Source organism: Streptomyces sp. SS7 (assembly GCF_037993025.1).
GTDB lineage: Bacteria > Actinomycetota > Actinomycetes > Streptomycetales > Streptomycetaceae > Streptomyces.
The window spans coordinates 7191165-7207955 of sequence record NZ_CP141223.1 but is presented as its reverse complement, the minus strand read 5'-3'; the positions used below and the strand labels follow the sequence as shown (position 1 = coordinate 7207955).

Genomic DNA, 16791 nt, shown 5'->3' with positions numbered 1-16791 from the left:
CCCGTGGGTCGCGATGGGTCGTCCTCCGGGTGCGGCCGCCTGGGGGGCAGGTCGCGCCCGCGCGGCGGAGCCGCACGTGTCCGTGGGTCAGGCGGTCGCGGTCTTCAGGGGGCGGGCCGGGTCCGCCAGTGCCGTCGCGTCCATGCGGGTGGCCGACTCGATCAGCCGCCTGCCCTGGGCCAGGTCGCGGGGGCGCCCCACCGCCAGGAGAGCGGTCAGACGGCCGTCGCGGAGCCAGCAGACGCTCCACGCCGGGCCCGTCGGGTCGCCGCGCCAGACGAGGCGGTCGGCCGCGGTGTGGTGGCCGGCGTACTGGACGAAGCGGCCGAACTGCTCGGACCAGAAGTACGGGACGGGGTCGTAGACGGCCGGGGGCTCGTCCGTGGCCGTGCCGATGATGTTGGCGGCGACCGTGCGGGGCCCCTGGAGGGCGTTGTCCCAGTGGTGGACGAGGAGGCGCTCGCCGTAGCGCGCCGAGGGGAAGGAGGCGCAGTCGCCGACCGCGTACACGTCCGGGACGGAGGTGCGCAGCCGGTCGTCGGCCAGGACCTCGTGGTGGGGGCCCAGGGCGACGCCGGAGCCGGTCAGCCAGGCGGTGGCGGGGCGGGCGCCGATGCCGACGACGACGGCGCCCGCGGGCAGCCGGGTGCCGTCGTCGAGGACGACCGCGCCGGGCTCGACGCGGGCCACGCGCGTGTGGGTGCGCAGGTCGGTGCCGCTGTCGGCGTACCAGGAGGTCATCGGGGCGGCGACCTCGGCCGGCAGGGCGCCGGCGAGCGGCCGGTCGGCGGCCTCGACGACGGTGACCGCGCAGCCGGCCTCGCGGGCCGCGGTGGCGAACTCGGCGCCGATCCAGCCGGCCCCGACGACCACGACGTCGTGCGCGCCGGCGAGGACGGGCCGCAGGCGTTCGGCGTCGTCCAGGGTGCGCAGCAGATGGACGCCGGGCACGCCGTCGGCGCCCGGCAGCCGGATCGGCCGGGCGCCGGTGGCGAGGACGAGGACGTCGTAGGGGACGGGCCCGGCCTCGGTGTCCACCTCGTGGTCGGCGGGGCGCAGGCCGAGGACCTCGCGGCCGAGCAGCAGGTCGATGCCGAGCCCCTCGAAGTCGACGTCGAAGGCGGAGCCCTCGGCCTTGCCGAGGAGTACGGCCTTGGACAGCGGCGGCCGGTCGTAGGGCTGGTGGGGCTCCGCGCCGATCAGTGTCACGGTGCCGTCGAAGCCCTGTTCGCGCAGGGCGACCGCGGTCTGCACCCCGGCCATGCCCGCGCCGACGACGACCACGCGCCGCCCCGGCCGTCCGTCCTCTTCCCTGTTCAGCTCGCTCACCTGATCACCATAGACACCTGACGTTCCGTCAGTCAGCCGTCGTGCTCCGTGACCTGCTCCACAACGCTGGTGCCGCTGCCTTCCTGCGACTCCCAGGACCAGGTCTCCTCCAGCCGCACCCGGCCGTCCGGCAGGGCGAGGACCGTCGAGACGCAGTGCCCCGAGGAGGTCGTGCCGTCCTGCTTGAGCTGGACGTACCGGAAGTCGAGCCGGTCCCCCTCACGGGTACCCACGAGATGGCCGCGTACGACGTCGCCGCCCGCGTAGTCCGCCCAGATCACGCCGTCCGCCTCGTGGTACGTGAAGCGGGTGCGGGTGCCGACCTGGCCCGGGGCCTGGTCGGCGACGGGGGCGAGGACGAGGCCGTCGAGCGAGCGGGGCATGGGCAGGGGGCTCCTTACGGGGCGGGAGGCTCCCTTTACAGGGGCACGGAAGCACGGGCTAGGGTGTGGCCAACGTAGAGCACTCGCGGGAGTCCGGACGCACCGGGCTGAGAGGGAGGCTGGCCGGCCTCCGACCGTACGAACCTGATCCGGGTCATGCCGGCGAAGGGAGGGGCTGGACGCCCATGTCGCGTACACGTACATCCGACGTCCTCGTCGTGGGGGGCGGGATCATCGGGCTGGTCACGGCGTGGCGGGCCGCGCAGCGCGGGTTCGCCACGACGGTGGTGGACCCCGAACCGGGCGGTGGGGCCGCGCGGGTGGCGGCCGGGATGCTGGCCGCCGTCACCGAACTGCACCACGGCGAGCAGACCCTGCTGGGGCTCAACCTGGCCTCGGCCCGCCGGTATCCGGACTTCGCGGCCGAGCTGACGGAGGTGACCGGGCGGGACCTCGGCTACCGCCGGTGCGGCACGCTCGCGGTGGCGCTGGACGCCGACGACCGCGCCCATCTGCGCGAACTGCACGCGTTGCAGGCGCGGTCGGGGCTGGAGTCGGAATGGCTGAGCGGGCGGGAGTGCCGGCGCCTGGAGCCGATGCTCGCGCCCGGGGTGCGGGGCGGACTGCGGGTGGACGGCGACCACCAGATCGATCCCCGGCGGCTGTCCGACGCGCTGGTCGTGGCGTGCGAGCGGGCCGGGGTGGTCCTCCACCGGGCGTGGGCCGAGCGGCTGTCCGTGACGGGCGGACGGGCCGCGGGGGTCGTCACCGATGACGGCACGGCCCTGGCGGCGGGGCAGGTGGTGCTGGCGGCGGGGAGCCTCAGCGGGCGGCTGGCGGGGGTGCCGGAGGACGTACTGCCGCCGGTGCGGCCGGTGAAGGGGCAGGTGCTGCGGCTGACGGTGCCGGCCGGGTACGCCCCGTTCCTCAGCCGTACCGTGCGGGCCGTGGTGCGCGGCAGCCAGGTGTATCTGGTGCCCCGGGAGAACGGCGAGCTGGTCGTGGGCGCCACGAGCGAGGAACTCGGCTGGGACACGTCGGTGACGGCGGGCGGGGTGTACGAACTGCTGCGCGACGCCCACGAACTGGTGCCGGGGATCACGGAACTGCCGCTGACGGAGACGCGCGCCGGACTGCGGCCCGGCTCCCCCGACAACGCGCCGCTGCTCGGGCCGACCGCGCTGGAGGGACTGTTGCTGGCCACCGGGCACTACCGCAACGGGGTGCTGCTGACGCCGGTGACCGGGGACGCCCTGGCACATGCCCTGGTCAGCGGTGAACTCCCGGACGAGGCACGCCCCTTCACCCCCCGGCGCTTCGGCGCCGCCGCCCGGACGGAGCAGCTCGTATGAACATCTCGGTGAACGGCGAGCGGCGGGTGGTCGCTCCCGGTACGGGCCTCGACCGTGTCGTACGGTCCCTGACGGCGGCGCCCTCCGGGGTGGCGGCCGCGCTGAACGAGACGGTCGTCCCGCGTGCGGAGTGGTCGGCGACGCCGCTCCGCGAGGGCGACCGGGTGGAGGTCCTGACCGCGGTGCAGGGAGGGTGAGCGCCATGTCCGACGATCCGTTCCTCCTCGGCGGTACGTCCTTCTCGTCGCGTCTGATCATGGGCACGGGAGGTGCGCCGAGCCTGGAGGTGCTGGAGCGGGCGCTGGTGGCGTCCGGGACCGAGCTGACGACGGTGGCGATGCGCAGGGTGGACCCCGGGGTGCAGGGCTCGGTGCTGTCGGTGCTCCGGCGGCTGGGCATCGGGGTGCTGCCCAATACGGCGGGGTGCTTCACGGCCGGGGAGGCGGTGCTGACGGCGCGGCTGGCGCGGGAGGCGCTCGGGACGTCGCTGGTGAAGCTGGAGGTCATCGCCGACGAGCGGACGCTGCTGCCGGATCCGGTGGAGTTGCTGGAGGCGGCGGAGACGCTGGTGGACGACGGGTTCACGGTGCTGCCGTTCACGAACGACGATCCGGTGCTGGCGCGGAAGCTGGAGGACGTGGGCTGCGCGGCGGTGATGCCGCTGGGTTCGCCGATCGGGTCGGGGCTCGGCATCCGCAACCCGCACAACTTCCAGCTGATCGTGGAGCGGGCGGGGGTGCCGGTGATCCTGGACGCGGGGGCCGGGACGGCGTCGGACGTGGCGCTGGCGATGGAGTTGGGGTGCGCGGGGGTGATGCTGGCGACGGCGGTGACGCGGTCGCCTGATCCCGAGCGGATGGCGTCGGCGATGCGGGCGGGCGTCGAGGCGGGCCGGCTGGCGCGGCTGGCGGGGCGCATCCCCCGGCGCTACTTCGCTCAGGCGTCGTCTCCCGCGGAGGGTCTGGCCGTGCTGGACCCCGAGCGCCCCGCGTTCTGACGTTCCCTCTCGCCTTGTCCACCCCCGCCACCCCCGCGCCGCGCGTCACAGGTCGGCTGCAGTCGTGCTCCGAATGAGTGGGTACGGGTGGGGTGTCGGTCGTGGCTCGTAGACTCGCTGCGTGGACACGACCCTTCAGGACCCTCTGGTCGGGCAGGTGCTCGACGGGCGGTATCGCATCGACGCGCGGATCGCCGTGGGCGGGATGGCCACGGTCTACCGGGCCGTGGACACCCGCCTCGACCGTGTGCTCGCCCTCAAGGTGATGCACCCGGCGCTCGCGGCCGACGGGTCGTTCGTCGAGCGGTTCATCCGGGAGGCCAAGTCCGTCGCACGGCTCGCCCACCCCAATGTCGTGCAGGTGTTCGACCAGGGTACGGACGGGTCGTACGTGTATCTCGCGATGGAGTACATCGCGGGCTGCACCCTGCGGGACGTGCTGCGCGAGCGCGGGGCGCTCCAGCCGAGGGCCGCGCTCGACATCCTGGAGCCGGTGCTCGCCGCGCTCGGCGCCGCGCACCGGGCCGGGTTCGTGCACCGTGACATGAAGCCCGAGAACGTGCTGATAGGGGACGACGGGCGGGTCAAGGTCGCGGACTTCGGGCTGGTGCGGTCCGTCGACACCGTGACCAGCACCACCGGCGCCGTGCTCGGGACCGTCGCCTATCTCGCGCCCGAGCAGATCGAGACGCCCGGCGCCGCCGACCCGCGGGTGGACGTGTACGCGTGCGGTGTCGTGCTCTACGAGATGCTCACCGGGGAGAAGCCGCACGACGGCGAATCCCCCGCGATCGTGCTCTACAAGCACCTCCACGAGGACGTACCGCCGCCCTCCTCCGGGGTCCCCGGTCTGCCGCGCGCGCTGGACGAGCTGGTCGCGTCGGCCACCGCCCGCACCCGGGAGGTCCGGCCGCAGGACGCGGTCGCGCTGCTCGGCGAGGTGCGGGACGCCCGCGCCGGGCTGACCGAGGAGCAGCTCGACGCCGTGCCTCCGCAGGCCGTGTCCGCCGCCCACGACAACGCCGAGGACCGCACGAGCGTGATCCCCCGCTCGCTGACCGTGCCCCGGCCCCTGCCCATCGGCGAGGAGGAGGGCTTCGGCCCGGACGAGGTCAACCGGACCTCCCGGTTCCAGAGTCCCCCTCCGCTGCCTCCCCGCCGGCGCGGGGCGCGGCCCCGGCGCGGGCTGGTCGCCCTCGTCACCGTCGTCCTGCTGGTGATCGGGGTCGGCGCCGGCGTCTGGTACATCAACTCCGGGCAGTTCACCAAGGTGCCGGCGGTGCTCACGCAGTCGCGGGCGAAGGCGGAGCAGCGGCTGGAGGCCGCCGGGCTCGAGGTGGGCGCGGTCCGGCACGCCTACAGCGACACCGTCGACCGGGGCACCGTGATCAGCACGGACCCCGGGCCCGGCTCCCGGATCCGCAAGCACGACTCCGTCACGCTCACCGTCTCCGACGGCCCGCAGACGGTGAAGGTGCCGGATGTGACGGGGTCCCGGCTGGACAAGGCCAAGGGGCTGCTGACGTCGGACGGGCTGGAGCCGGGGCAGGTCACCGAGGAGTTCAGCGACGACGTGATCAAGGGCTTCGTGATCAGCACCTCCCCCGAGGCGGGCACGGAGCGCCGGGCGGGCTCGGCGGTCTCGATCGTCGTGAGCAAGGGCCGCGCGGTCGACGTCCCGGACGTCACCGGCGAGGACCTGGACGACGCGAAGGCCGATCTGGAGGAGGCCGGTCTGACGGTGCGGGTCTCCGCCGAGCAGGTCACCTCCGAGTTCGACAAGGGCCAGGTGGCGGCGCAGACCCCCGAGGCCGACAGCCAGGCCGCCGACGGCGACACGGTGACGCTGACGCTGTCCAAGGGTCCGGAGATGGTCGAGGTCCCGGACGTGGTCGGGGACGGCGTCGACGACGCGAGGACGGCGCTCGAACAGGCCGGCTTCCAGGTCAAGGAGGACCGCGGGCTGCTCGGGCTGTTCGGCGACACGGTGAAGAAGCAGTCGGTGGACGGCGGCGACACCGCGCCCAAGGGTTCGACGATCACGCTGACCATCCGGTGACGGGGGCGCGGGCACCGCATGACACCCTGAACGGGTGAGTCAGCAACCCCGCCCAGCAGCGCCCTTCCCCTCCCGCAACCCCGTCGGCGGCCATGTCCCCGTGGCCGGCGGACTGCACTCCGTGGGCCTGTCGTACGCCCGTGACCTGAAGGCCGAGACGGTCCAGGTGTTCGTCGCCAACCCGCGCGGCTGGGCCACTCCTGCGGGCAACCCGGCCCAGGACGAGGCGTTCCGGGAGGCCTGCGCGGCGGAGGCGGTCCCGGCGTACGTGCACGCGCCGTACCTGATCAACTTCGGGTCGCACACCGAGGCGACGGTGGAGCGGTCGGTGGAGTCGCTGCGGCACTCGCTGCGCCGGGGGCGGGCGATCGGTGCGCTGGGGGTGGTCGTGCACACGGGGAGCGCGACGGGCGGGCGGGAGCGGTCCGTGGCGCTGAAGCAGGTGCGGGAACACCTGTTGCCGCTGCTGGACGAGCTGACCCACGACGACGACCCGTTCCTGCTGCTGGAGTCCACCGCCGGGCAGGGCTCCTCGCTCTGCTCCCGGACCTGGGACTTCGGGCCGTACTTCGAGGCGCTGGACGCGCATCCCCGGCTCGGCGTCTGCCTGGACACCTGCCACATCTTCGCCGCGGGGCACGATCTGACCGGCCCGTCGGGGATGCACCGGACGCTGGACCTGCTGGTGGACACCGTCGGGGAGGGCCGGCTGAAGCTGATCCACGCCAACGACTCCAAGGACGTGGTCGGCGCCCACAAGGACCGGCACGAGAACATCGGCGCCGGCCACATCGGCGAGGACCCCTTCCGCGCGCTGATGACCCACCCGGCGACCGAGGGCGTACCGCTGGTCATCGAGACGCCCGGCGGCAAGGAGGGCCACGCGGCGGACGTGGAGCGGCTGAAGCGACTGCGGGACGGGTAGCGCCGGGCGGGCGTTCGGGAATACCCCAGGGGGGTATACGGTTGCTGGAGGCGAGCGGCACAGGAATGGTCATCCGGCATTGGGGGCACCCATGGAGCACGAGACGCACACCGCACACGTCCACCCCACCGCGGCACCCGCCGCCACCTGGGCCATGGCGGCCCAGGCCACCCTGCACTGCCTGACCGGATGCGCCATCGGCGAGGTGCTCGGCATGGTCGTGGGCACCGCGCTGGGCTGGGGCAATCTGCCGACCACGGTGCTGGCGATCGTCCTGGCCTTCTTCTTCGGCTACTCGCTCACCCTGCGCGGGGTGCTGAGGGCCGGCCTCGGCTTCCGCGCCGCGCTGCGGGTGGCACTGGCCGCCGACACGCTGTCCATCGCGGTGATGGAGCTGATCGACAACGGCGTGATCGCGCTGTGGCCGGACGCCATGGACGCGACCCTCTCCGACGTGCTGTTCTGGGGATCGCTGGCGGTCTCGCTGGCCATCGCCTTCGTGGTGACCGTGCCGGTCAACAAGTGGATGATCGGGCGCGGCAAGGGCCATGCGGTGGTGCACCGGCACCACCACTGAGGCTCAGAGCTCGGGGCCGTCCCCGGGCTCCTCCTGGTAGGAGTAGCGCTGCTCCTTCCAGGGGTCGCCGATGTTGTGGTAGCCGCGCTCCTCCCAGAAGCCGCGGCGGTCGGCGGTCATGTACTCGACGCCGCGGACCCATTTGGGCCCCTTCCAGGCGTACAGGTGGGGCACGACGAGCCGGACGGGGAAGCCGTGCTCGGCGGTGAGGAGTTCGCCGTCCTTGTGGGTGGCGAAGATCGTGCGCTCGGCGGCGAAGTCCGCCAGGCGCAGGTTGGAGCTGAAGCCGTACTCCGCCCACACCATCACATGGGTGACGTCGGCGGCGGGCGGGGCGATCTCCAGGACGGTCCGGGCCGGGACCCCGCCCCATTCGGCGCCGAGCATGCTGAACTTCGTCACGCAGTGCAGGTCGGCCACGACGGTGGTGTACGGGAGGGCGGTGAACTGCTCATGGTTCCAGGAGCGCTTCTCCCCGTCGGCGGTGCCGCCGAAGACCCGGAAATCCCAGCGCTCGGGCCGGAACTTCGGGACCGGCCCGTAGTGGGTGACCGGCCAGCCGCGCTGGAGTCGCTGTCCCGGGGGAAGCTCGGACGCCGCTGCTTCTCCAGATTCCCGCTCCACCGGCTGACCCATGCCTCCATCCTGACAGACCCGACACAGTGCACATGACCGGCCATGTCCCGAATCGGGCAACACCGACCAAGCCTGCACTTACTTACTAAGTACGCACTTACTGGACGATCTTCCTCACCGGTGCAATCATGCGGCGGCAACCTCCCCGATCCCCCCAGGTGGAAGGAGCCTTGGCGATGCAGGGCGACCCCGAGGTCATCGAGTTCCTGAACGAGCAGCTCACCGGCGAGCTCACCGCGATCAACCAGTACTTCCTCCACGCCAAGATGCAGGAGAACTTCGGCTGGACGAAGCTCGCGAAGTACACGCGGCACGAGTCCTTCGACGAGATGAAGCACGCGGAGGTGCTCACCGACCGGATCCTGTTCCTCGAGGGCCTGCCGAACTACCAGCGGCTGTTCCATGTGCGGGTGGGCCAGACCGTCAAGGAGATGTTCGAGGCCGACCGGCAGATCGAGGTCGAGGCGATCGACCGCCTCAAGCGCGGCATCAAGGTGATGCGCGAGAAGGGCGACATCACCTCGGCGAACATCTTCGAGTCCATCCTGGAGGACGAGGAGCACCACATCGACTACCTCGACACCCAGCTGGAGCTGGTCGAGAAGCTCGGAGACGCCCTGTACATCGCGCAGCTGATCGAACAGCCCGAGAGCTGAGCGACCGGAGAACCGAGCGGCCCGAGAACACGGGCGGCCCGGGAACCGAGCGGCCCGGGAACTAAGCGGCTTCTTCCAGCCCGTCCAGCGAGGCCAGCACCGGCCGGCCCTGATCGGCGAGCTCGCGGCGCGGGCAGGTGCCCCGGCCGAGGATCGCCTGGATACGGCGGACACACGAGCCGCAGTCCGTGCCGGCCTTGCAGGCGGAGGCTATCTGGCGCGGCGTGGAGGCTCCGTCGTCCACGTGCTGCTGGACCTGCGCTTCAGTCACTCCGAAGCAGCTGCAGACGTACACGCGGATTCACCTCCCGCCGAGATCAATAAGGCTAACCTAACCTTACCCGGCACTCGGTGCCGACAAAAGTGGAGTGGGGCGCGGATCGCATGTGATCCGCGCCCCACTCCGCTGACCGGAAGGTCACTGGTCCCGGTACATCTCCGCCACGAGGAACGCCAGGTCGAGGGACTGGCTGCGGTTCAGGCGCGGGTCGCAGGCCGTCTCGTAACGCTGGTGGAGGTCGTCGACGAAGATCTCGTCGCCGCCGCCGACGCACTCGGTGACATCGTCACCGGTGAGCTCCACATGGATGCCGCCCGGGTGCGTGCCGAGGCCCTTGTGGACCTCGAAGAAGCCCTTGACCTCGTCGAGCACGTCGTCGAAGCGGCGGGTCTTGTGCCCGGAGGCCGCCTCGAAGGTGTTGCCGTGCATCGGGTCGGTCACCCAGGCCACCACCGCGCCGGACGCGGTGACCTTCTCGACCAGCTCGGGCAGCTTGTCGCGGACCTTGTCGGCGCCCATGCGGACGATGAAGGTCAGCCGGCCCGGCTCACGGTCGGGGTCGAGGCGCTCGATGTACTGGAGCGCCTCCTCGGCCGTGGTCGTCGGGCCGAGCTTGATGCCGATCGGGTTGCGGATCTTCGAGGCGAACTCGATGTGCGCGTGGTCCAGCTGCCGGGTGCGCTCACCGATCCACACCATGTGCCCGGAGACGTCGTACAGCTGCCCGGTGCGGGAGTCGACCCTGGTCAGGGCCGCCTCGTAGTCCAGCAGCAGCGCCTCGTGCGAGGAGTAGAACTCGACGGTCTTGAACTCCTCCGGGTCGGTCCCGCAGGCCCGCATGAAGTTCAGCGCGTTGTCGATCTCGCGGGCCAGCTGCTCGTAGCGCTGGCCGGAGGGGGAGGACTTCACGAAGTCCTGGTTCCAGGCGTGCACCTGGCGCAGGTCGGCGTAGCCGCCGGTGGTGAAGGCGCGCACCAGGTTCAGCGTGGAGGCCGAGGCGTGGTACATGCGCTTCAGGCGCTCGGGGTCCGGGATCCGGGCGGCCTCGTTGAAGTCGAAGCCGTTGACCGAGTCGCCGCGGTAGGTCGGCAGGGTCACGCCGTCGCGGGTCTCCGTGCCCTTGGAGCGCGGCTTGGAGTACTGGCCGGCGATCCGGCCCACCTTCACGACGGGGACGGACGCGGCGTACGTCAGCACGGCGCCCATCTGGAGCAGCGTCTTCAGCTTGTTGCGGATGTGGTCCGCCGAGACCGCGTCGAAGGCCTCGGCGCAGTCGCCGCCCTGGAGGAGGAACGCCTCTCCCTTGGCGACGGCAGCCATCCGGGCGCGCAGCTGGTCGCACTCGCCCGCGAAGACGAGCGGCGGATACGACTCCAGCTCCGCAACGACTGCGCGCAGAGCCTCGGTGTCGGGGTACTCGGGCTGCTGCGCCGCGGGCAGGTCTCGCCAGGTGTTGCCAGCGCTCGCGCTGGTCTTAGCGTTCACGGTCACGCCCTCAACATTACGGGGTCGTGTCGAGTCCTTTTCGCCCCGGCTCGACAGGTGAGACGACCCCGCGCTCAGGTGCGCGTGCGGTAGGGTGCGGCACATGTTCGCGCACTCGACCCGTACCTGGTGGTGGACCGTCCTGCCGGCGGCCCACTGACTGCGCGTACGCACGACGTCGCGAAGGCCGCCCGAGGGGCGGCCTTCGGCGTTTCCGGGGTCCGTTCCTCGCCCTACCCTGCAGAGGAACCATGGACCTGACCCGGCTGTCCCACGACGACCGCCCCTTCGCCCTGCTGCGCCGCCGCACGCCCGGCCACGACGAGAACACCGTGGAGCTGCTGCTCGGCCCGGTCACCACCTGCGAACGGCTGGCCGACCTCCCGGACGAGTGCCTCGCGCTCGTCCCCTTCCGCCAGATCCGCGAGCGCGGCTTCGACGTCCGCGACGACGGCACCCCGCTCGCCGTCCTCACCCCCGAGGAGCGCCACACCCTGCCGCTCGAGAAGGCGCTCGCCCAGCTCCCCGCGCACGAGGTGGAGGTCGGGGGCGGGGGCTTCGACGTCACGGACGAGGAGTACGCGGGGATCGTGGGGCGGGTGCTGCGCGAGGAGATCGGGCGCGGCGAGGGCGCGAACTTCGTGATCCGGCGGACGTACGAGGGTGAGATCGACGGGTTCGGCAGGGCGGACGCCCTCGCGCTGTTCCGGCGGCTGCTGGAGGGCGAGCGGGGCGCCTACTGGACGTTCGTCGTGCACACCGGGGAGCGCACGCTGGTCGGCGCGAGCCCGGAGGTGCATGTGCGGATGTCCGGCGGGACGGTCGTGATGAACCCGATCAGCGGGACGTACCGCTATCCGGCCGAGGGGCCCACCCCCGAGCACCTGCTCGGCTTCCTCGCCGACGGCAAGGAGATCGAGGAGCTGTCGATGGTGGTCGACGAGGAGCTCAAGATGATGTGCACCGTCGGCGACATGGGCGGGGTGGTGGTGGGGCCCCGGCTGAAGGAGATGGCGCATCTCGCGCACACCGAGTACGAACTGCGCGGGAAGTCCTCGCTGGACGCGCGGGAGGTGCTGCGGGAGACCATGTTCGCGGCGACGGTCACCGGGTCGCCGGTGCAGAACGCCTGCCGGGTGATCGAGCGGCACGAGGCCGGCGGCCGGGGCTACTACGCGGGGGCGCTGGCGCTGCTGGGCCGGGACTCCGGCGGGGCGCAGACCCTCGACTCCCCCATCCTCATCCGGACCGCCGACATCGACGCGGCCGGACGGCTGCGGGTGCCGGTCGGCGCCACCCTCGTGCGGGGGTCTGACCCGGCCGGCGAGGTCGCCGAGACGCACGCGAAGGCGGCGGGGGTGCTGGCGGCGCTCGGCGTACGGCCGGGCCGGCCCGCGCGGGAGCGGACGCGACCCCGGCTCGCGGACGACCCCCGGGTGCGGGCCGCGCTCGACGGGCGGCGCTCGTCGCTGGCGCCGTTCTGGCTGCGGATGCAGGAGCGGACGCGGGACCTCACCGGTCATGCGCTGGTCGTGGACGGGGAGGACACGTTCACGGCGATGCTGGCGCACGTGCTGCGCTCCTGCGGTCTGGAGGTGTCCGTCCGGCGCTACGACGAGCCCGGGCTGCCCGCGGTGGTGTCGGCGCACGGGGGCCCGGTGGTGCTGGGCCCCGGTCCCGGTGACCCGGCCGACCTCGGCGACCCGAAGATGCGCTTCCTGCGGGAGCTGACCGCGCGGGTGCTGCGGGAACACCGGCACGGGGTGCTGGGCGTCTGCCTCGGGCACGAGCTGATCGCGGCGGAGCTGGGGCTGGACATCGTCCGCAAGGAGGTGCCGTACCAGGGGGCGCAGACGGAGATCGACCTGTTCGGGCGGGCGGAGACGGTCGGCTTCTACAACAGCTTCGTGGCGCGGTGCGACGACGGGACCGCACAGGAACTGGCCGGGCACGGCGTCGAGGTGAGCCGGGCCCCGAACGCGGAGGTGCACGCCGTACGGGGGCCCGGGTTCGCGGGGGTGCAGTTCCACCCGGAGTCGGTGCTGACGGTGAACGGGGCGGTGATCGTGCGGGAGTTGGTGGGGTCGCTGCGGCCGGTCGGTTAGGGCGTGCCCGCCGCACGGCCCAGTGCCGTGGCCGGCAAGCCTTCCCGGTCACGGCACTAGAAGCGTCCTGAAGATCTTGAAATCGCGCCCGACTTGCACCGGTTCATAGTGTTTGACATTTACTGGCAATCCGGGGCGAGTCAGGCGGCCGGAGCAAGATCTTCATCAGACTCCTAGCCGAAGAACACGCCGGCCTCCGCGTACAGCGCCGGATCGACGGTCTTCAGCCGGGCCGTCGCCTCCGCGAGGGGGACGCGGACGATGTCCGTGCCGCGCAGGGCGACCATCGTGCCGAAGTCGCCCTCGTGGACGGCGTCGACGGCGTGCAGCCCGAAGCGGGTGGCGAGCCAGCGGTCGAACGCGCTGGGGGTGCCGCCGCGCTGGACGTGCCCGAGGACGGTGGTGCGGGCCTCCTTGCCGGTGCGCCGTTCGATCTCCTTGGCGAGCCACTCGCCGACACCGGAGAGCCGGACGTGCCCGAAGGAGTCCAGCGAGCCGTCCTTGAGGACCAGGTCGCCGTCCCTGGGCAGGGCGCCCTCGGCGACGACCACGATCGGCGCGTAGGAGGCCCGGAACCGGGAGGTCACCCAGGCGCACACCTGCTCGACGTCGAAGGGCTGCTCGGGGACGAGGATGACGTTCGCGCCGCCGGCCAGGCCCGAGTGGAGGGCGATCCAGCCCGCGTGCCGGCCCATCACCTCGACGACCAGCACCCGCATGTGGGACTCGGCGGTGGTGTGCAGCCGGTCGATGGCCTCGGTGGCGATCCCGACGGCGGTGTCGAAGCCGAAGGTGTAGTCCGTGGCGGAGAGGTCGTTGTCGATGGTCTTGGGGACGCCGACGCACGGGACGCCGTACTCGCCGGAGAGTTTCGCGGCGACACCGAGGGTGTCCTCGCCACCGATGGTGATCAGGGCTCCGATCCGCTGCCGGGCCAGGGTGTCCTTGATCCGGCGGATGCCGTCCTCCTCCTTCAGCGGGTTCGTGCGGGAGGAGCCGAGGACGGTGCCGCCCCGGGGGAGGATCCCGCGCACGGCCCGGATGTCGAGGCGGACCGACCGCCCCTCCAGGGGCCCGCGCCAGCCGTCCCGGAAGCCGATGAACTCGTGCCCGTACTCCTGGACGCCCTTGCGGACGACCGCCCGGATGACGGCGTTGAGCCCGGGGCAGTCACCGCCTCCGGTCAGTACTCCGACGCGCATGGAAGAGATCCCTTCGCCGAGAGCCGATGGCTGCCTGACGAAGAGTCAGTGTCCTGCGGGGCTCACTCGTCGTCGAGACCCCGCTCGATCGCGTACCGGACCAGTTCCACCCGGTTGTGCAGCTGGAGCTTGCCGAGGGTGTTCTGGACGTGGTTCTGGACCGTGCGGTGGGAGATGACGAGGCGTTCGGCGATCTGCTTGTAGCTGAGCCCCTTGGCGACCAGCCGCAGCACCTCGGTCTCCCGGTCCGTCAGCCGCGGCGCGTCGGGCTCGTCGGGGCCGGCGGCGGGGCCGGGGTCGGAGGCCAGCCGGCGGTACTCACCGAGGACCAGTCCGGCGAGGCCGGGCGTGAACACCGGGTCGCCGACGGCGGTACGGCGCACCGCGTCCAGGAGTTCCTCGGTGGACGCCGACTTCAGCAGGTAGCCGGTCGCCCCGGACTTGACCGCCTCCAGGACGTCGGCGTGCTCACCGCTCGCGGAGAGCACCAGGACGCGCAGCGCGGGGTTCGCCGCGACGACCTCCTTGCACACCTGCACCCCGGGCTTGGCCGGCAGGTTGAGGTCCAGGACGAGCACGTCCGGCACGGCCGCCCGGGCGCGGCGCACCGCCTGCTCGCCGTCGCCCGCGGTGGCGACCACCTCGAAGCCGGACTCGGCGAGGTCCCGGGCGACCGCGTCCCGCCACATCGGATGGTCGTCGACCACCATGACCTTGATGCTCATCGCCTGCTGTCCTTCCCCACCACGGCCTTCGGCACGGTCAACTCCACTTCGGTGCCCTGTCCGGGCGTCGAGATCAGCTCGGCGCGGCCGCCGAGGTCACGCAGCCGGCCCCGGATCGACTGGGCGACCCCGAGCCGCCCCTCGCCCTCGGCCTGGGCCAGCCGCCCCTCCGGGATGCCCGGCCCGTCGTCCCGCACGGTGACGATCACCTCGCCGGGTTCGTCCTCCACCAGGATCCAGGCTCGGGCGTCCTCGCCCGCGTGCCGGCGTACGTTGTCCAGGGCGGCGCCCACCGCGGCGGCCAGCTCCCGGGCGGCGGCCGGCTCCAGCAGCACCGGCGCGCCGGGCTCCGCGAGCGCGACCCTCGCCGCGGCGTACGGCGTGAGCAGCGTGCGCAGATCGAGGGGACCGTCGCTCCCCGCCGGCTGATCGGGCACCTCCACCAGGCGTACGACGGCCCCCTCGGCGAGGTCCTCCGACACCCGGGAGACCGGGACGAGCCCGCCCGAGACCAGCGTGCGCAGCGCGACCTCCTGTTCGCCGGCCAGCCGGCCCAGCTCGGCCGCCTCACCGCCGAGGACCGCGCCGCGCCGCTGCACCATGGCCAGCACCTGGAGCACACCGTCGTGGATGTCCCGGGCGAGCCGCTCCCGCTCCCGCGTGGCCGCCTCGATCTCCAGGGCGCGGGCGAGGGTGCGCTCGGAGGCGCGGGCGATCTCGACGACGTACCCGATGGCGATGGAGGCGACCCAGACCAGGATCACGTTGTGGACGGTGTCGCGGGCCGGGTGGCCGCGCTCGATCAGGTTGGCGACGGCCACCGGCGTGGAGGCGAACGCGGCCCAGCGCCAGCCGCCCTTGATGGCGAAGGCGAGGACCGAACCGGCCGTCCATATCGAGGGCAGGGTCGGCCCGCCGTCCTGGATGTGCTGGTCGCTGACGACGAAGGGGGTCAGCACGATGCCGGTCAGCGCGACCGCGAGGTCGACGGTGAGGAAGCGCTTGGTGCAGGCCGCCGCGTTCTGCACCCGGGGCAGGGTGGCGAGCGTCCACACGAACAGGACGGCGAAGTAGGCGATGGCGACGCCGGGGCGGTCGTAGTCGTCGTAGGCGGTGGCGAACAGGCCGACCGCGTACAGCATCGTCAGGACCCGGTAGCCGGAGAGAGCGCGCCACAGCGGCAGCTCCACCGACATCCTCATGACTCTCTCGCGCCTGGCCATCCGTCCAGTCCCCCCGCCCCCGGAGCGCCCCTGCCGCTCTCGTCCCTCTACCGCTGTGCTGCCTCTACCGCTCTTGTTCCTTCTTGGCCTGGTCCTTCTCGGCCTGCGCGAGCGCCGCCCGCGCGGCCTTCTCCGCCTCCCTGTCGGCCTTGGCCGCCTCCGCGATCTGCCGTTTGGCGGCGGTCGCGTAGATGTCGACGTACTCCTGGCCGGAGAGCTTCATGATCTCGTACATCACCTCGTCCGTCAGTGCCCGCAGCACGAAACGGTCGTGGTCCATGCCCTCGTAGCGGCTGAAGTCCAGGGGCGCGCCGATCCGGATGCCGGGCCGCATCACCTTGGGCATCACCTTGCCCGGCGGCTGGATCTTCTCCGTGTCGATCATGGCGACGGGGATGACGGGCGCGCCGGTGGCGAGCGCCACGCGCGCGAGGCCGCCCGGCTTGCCGCGGTAGAGGCGGCCGTCGGGCGAGCGGGTGCCCTCGGGGTAGATCCCGAACAGCTCACCGCGCTCCAGCACGTCTATGCCGCTCTTGATCGCGGCTTCCCCCGCGCCGCGCGCGCCGGAGCGGTCCACCGGGAGCTGCCCGACGCCCTTGAAGAAGGCGGCCGTGAGCCTGCCCTTGAGGCCGGGCGTGGTGAAGTACTCGGCCTTCGCGATGAAGGTGACCTTGCGGTCCAGGACCGCAGGCAGGAAGAACGAGTCCGAGAAGGACAGGTGGTTGCTCGCCAGGATCGCGGGGCCCTCGGCGGGAATGTTCTCGAGGCCTTCCACCCAGGGCCTGAAGGTGACCTTCAGCGGTCCCCCGATAGCGACCTTCATCGCGCCGTACAACAACCCAGTGCCTCCTGTATGT

17 protein-coding genes and 1 riboswitch are annotated in these 16791 nt (G+C 72.2%); of the genes, 8 read left to right on the top strand and 9 right to left on the bottom strand.

The genetic code is table 11. The annotated features are described in order from the left end of the window. Positions 1-87 precede the first annotated feature (87 nt). Complete coding sequence (locus tag U5640_RS33080) at positions 88-1284, bottom strand: FAD-dependent oxidoreductase (RefSeq protein ID WP_340385478.1); 1197 nt, start codon at positions 1282-1284, stop codon at positions 88-90. 77 nt (positions 1285-1361) lie between these two features. Continuing rightward, positions 1362-1712: a hypothetical protein gene (locus tag U5640_RS33075; protein WP_340380696.1), complete on the bottom strand. Its 351-nt coding sequence runs from the start codon at positions 1710-1712 to the stop codon at positions 1362-1364. Positions 1713-1787: 75 nt separating this feature from the next. Then, positions 1788-1900, top strand: a riboswitch (TPP riboswitch). Here U5640_RS33075 and thiO point away from each other — a divergent pair. The 6 genes from thiO to U5640_RS33045 all read left to right on the top strand — a co-directional run bounded on the left by thiO (position 1898) and on the right by U5640_RS33045 (position 7622). Further along, positions 1898-3064: a glycine oxidase ThiO gene (gene thiO, locus U5640_RS33070; protein ID WP_340380694.1), complete on the top strand. Its 1167-nt coding sequence runs from the start codon at positions 1898-1900 to the stop codon at positions 3062-3064. It overlaps the preceding riboswitch by 3 nt. Next, positions 3061-3261, top strand: coding sequence for a sulfur carrier protein ThiS (thiS, locus tag U5640_RS33065; protein ID WP_340380692.1), 201 nt, complete (start codon positions 3061-3063; stop codon positions 3259-3261). The genes thiO and thiS overlap by 4 nt, the downstream gene beginning before the upstream one ends. 5 nt (positions 3262-3266) lie before the next feature. Further along, the gene (locus U5640_RS33060; protein ID WP_340380690.1) at positions 3267-4061 is read left to right on the top strand and encodes a thiazole synthase; all 795 of its coding nucleotides are present in this window, start codon (positions 3267-3269) and stop codon (positions 4059-4061) included. A gap of 121 nt (positions 4062-4182) precedes the next feature. Next, positions 4183-6120 carry a Stk1 family PASTA domain-containing Ser/Thr kinase gene (gene pknB, locus U5640_RS33055; RefSeq protein ID WP_340380688.1) on the top strand — a complete coding sequence of 646 codons (1938 nt, stop codon included), beginning with the start codon at positions 4183-4185 and terminating at the stop codon, positions 6118-6120. A 34-nt stretch (positions 6121-6154) separates the two neighbouring features. Next, positions 6155-7045, top strand: a complete 891-nt coding sequence (locus U5640_RS33050) for a deoxyribonuclease IV (protein ID WP_340380686.1) — start codon at positions 6155-6157, stop codon at positions 7043-7045. Positions 7046-7136: 91 nt separating this feature from the next. Then, positions 7137-7622, top strand: coding sequence for a DUF4396 domain-containing protein (locus tag U5640_RS33045; RefSeq protein WP_340380684.1), 486 nt, complete (start codon positions 7137-7139; stop codon positions 7620-7622). A 3-nt stretch (positions 7623-7625) separates the two neighbouring features. Here the strand turns inward: U5640_RS33045 and U5640_RS33040 are convergent, their stop codons facing one another. Further along, positions 7626-8258 carry a sulfite oxidase-like oxidoreductase gene (locus U5640_RS33040; protein WP_340380681.1) on the bottom strand — a complete coding sequence of 211 codons (633 nt, stop codon included), beginning with the start codon at positions 8256-8258 and terminating at the stop codon, positions 7626-7628. Between the two features lie 176 nt (positions 8259-8434). Between U5640_RS33040 and bfr the strand changes: the two genes are divergently transcribed. After that, on the top strand, positions 8435-8914 hold the full coding sequence (bfr, locus tag U5640_RS33035) for a bacterioferritin (protein WP_055637255.1): 480 nt from the start codon (positions 8435-8437) through the stop codon (positions 8912-8914). A gap of 61 nt (positions 8915-8975) precedes the next feature. Here bfr and U5640_RS33030 read toward each other — a convergent pair whose 3' ends face one another. Together U5640_RS33030 and U5640_RS33025 are read right to left on the bottom strand one after the other, a co-directional pair. After that, on the bottom strand, positions 8976-9209 hold the full coding sequence (locus U5640_RS33030) for a (2Fe-2S)-binding protein (RefSeq protein ID WP_340380678.1): 234 nt from the start codon (positions 9207-9209) through the stop codon (positions 8976-8978). A gap of 123 nt (positions 9210-9332) precedes the next feature. Then, positions 9333-10685: a 3-deoxy-7-phosphoheptulonate synthase class II gene (locus tag U5640_RS33025; RefSeq protein ID WP_067245155.1), complete on the bottom strand. Its 1353-nt coding sequence runs from the start codon at positions 10683-10685 to the stop codon at positions 9333-9335. A 245-nt stretch (positions 10686-10930) separates the two neighbouring features. Here U5640_RS33025 and U5640_RS33020 point away from each other — a divergent pair, with 245 nt between their 5' ends. After that, positions 10931-12784: an anthranilate synthase family protein gene (locus U5640_RS33020; RefSeq protein WP_340380676.1), complete on the top strand. Its 1854-nt coding sequence runs from the start codon at positions 10931-10933 to the stop codon at positions 12782-12784. Positions 12785-12957: 173 nt separating this feature from the next. On the opposite strand, the gene U5640_RS33015 is transcribed toward U5640_RS33020, so the two are convergent. From U5640_RS33015 to U5640_RS33000, 4 genes are all read right to left on the bottom strand, one after another. Continuing rightward, positions 12958-13986, bottom strand: coding sequence for a 6-phosphofructokinase (locus U5640_RS33015; protein WP_067245151.1), 1029 nt, complete (start codon positions 13984-13986; stop codon positions 12958-12960). 62 nt (positions 13987-14048) lie between these two features. After that, positions 14049-14711, bottom strand: a complete 663-nt coding sequence (locus U5640_RS33010; protein ID WP_340380673.1) for a response regulator transcription factor — start codon at positions 14709-14711, stop codon at positions 14049-14051. After that, positions 14708-15934 (bottom strand): DUF5931 domain-containing protein, encoded by a 1227-nt coding sequence (locus tag U5640_RS33005; protein ID WP_340380671.1) that lies wholly within the window; start codon positions 15932-15934, stop codon positions 14708-14710. The genes U5640_RS33010 and U5640_RS33005 overlap by 4 nt, the downstream gene beginning before the upstream one ends. 64 nt (positions 15935-15998) lie before the next feature. Beyond that, positions 15999-16757 (bottom strand): lysophospholipid acyltransferase family protein, encoded by a 759-nt coding sequence (locus tag U5640_RS33000; RefSeq protein WP_340380669.1) that lies wholly within the window; start codon positions 16755-16757, stop codon positions 15999-16001. Between the last annotated feature and the right edge of the window lie 34 nt (positions 16758-16791).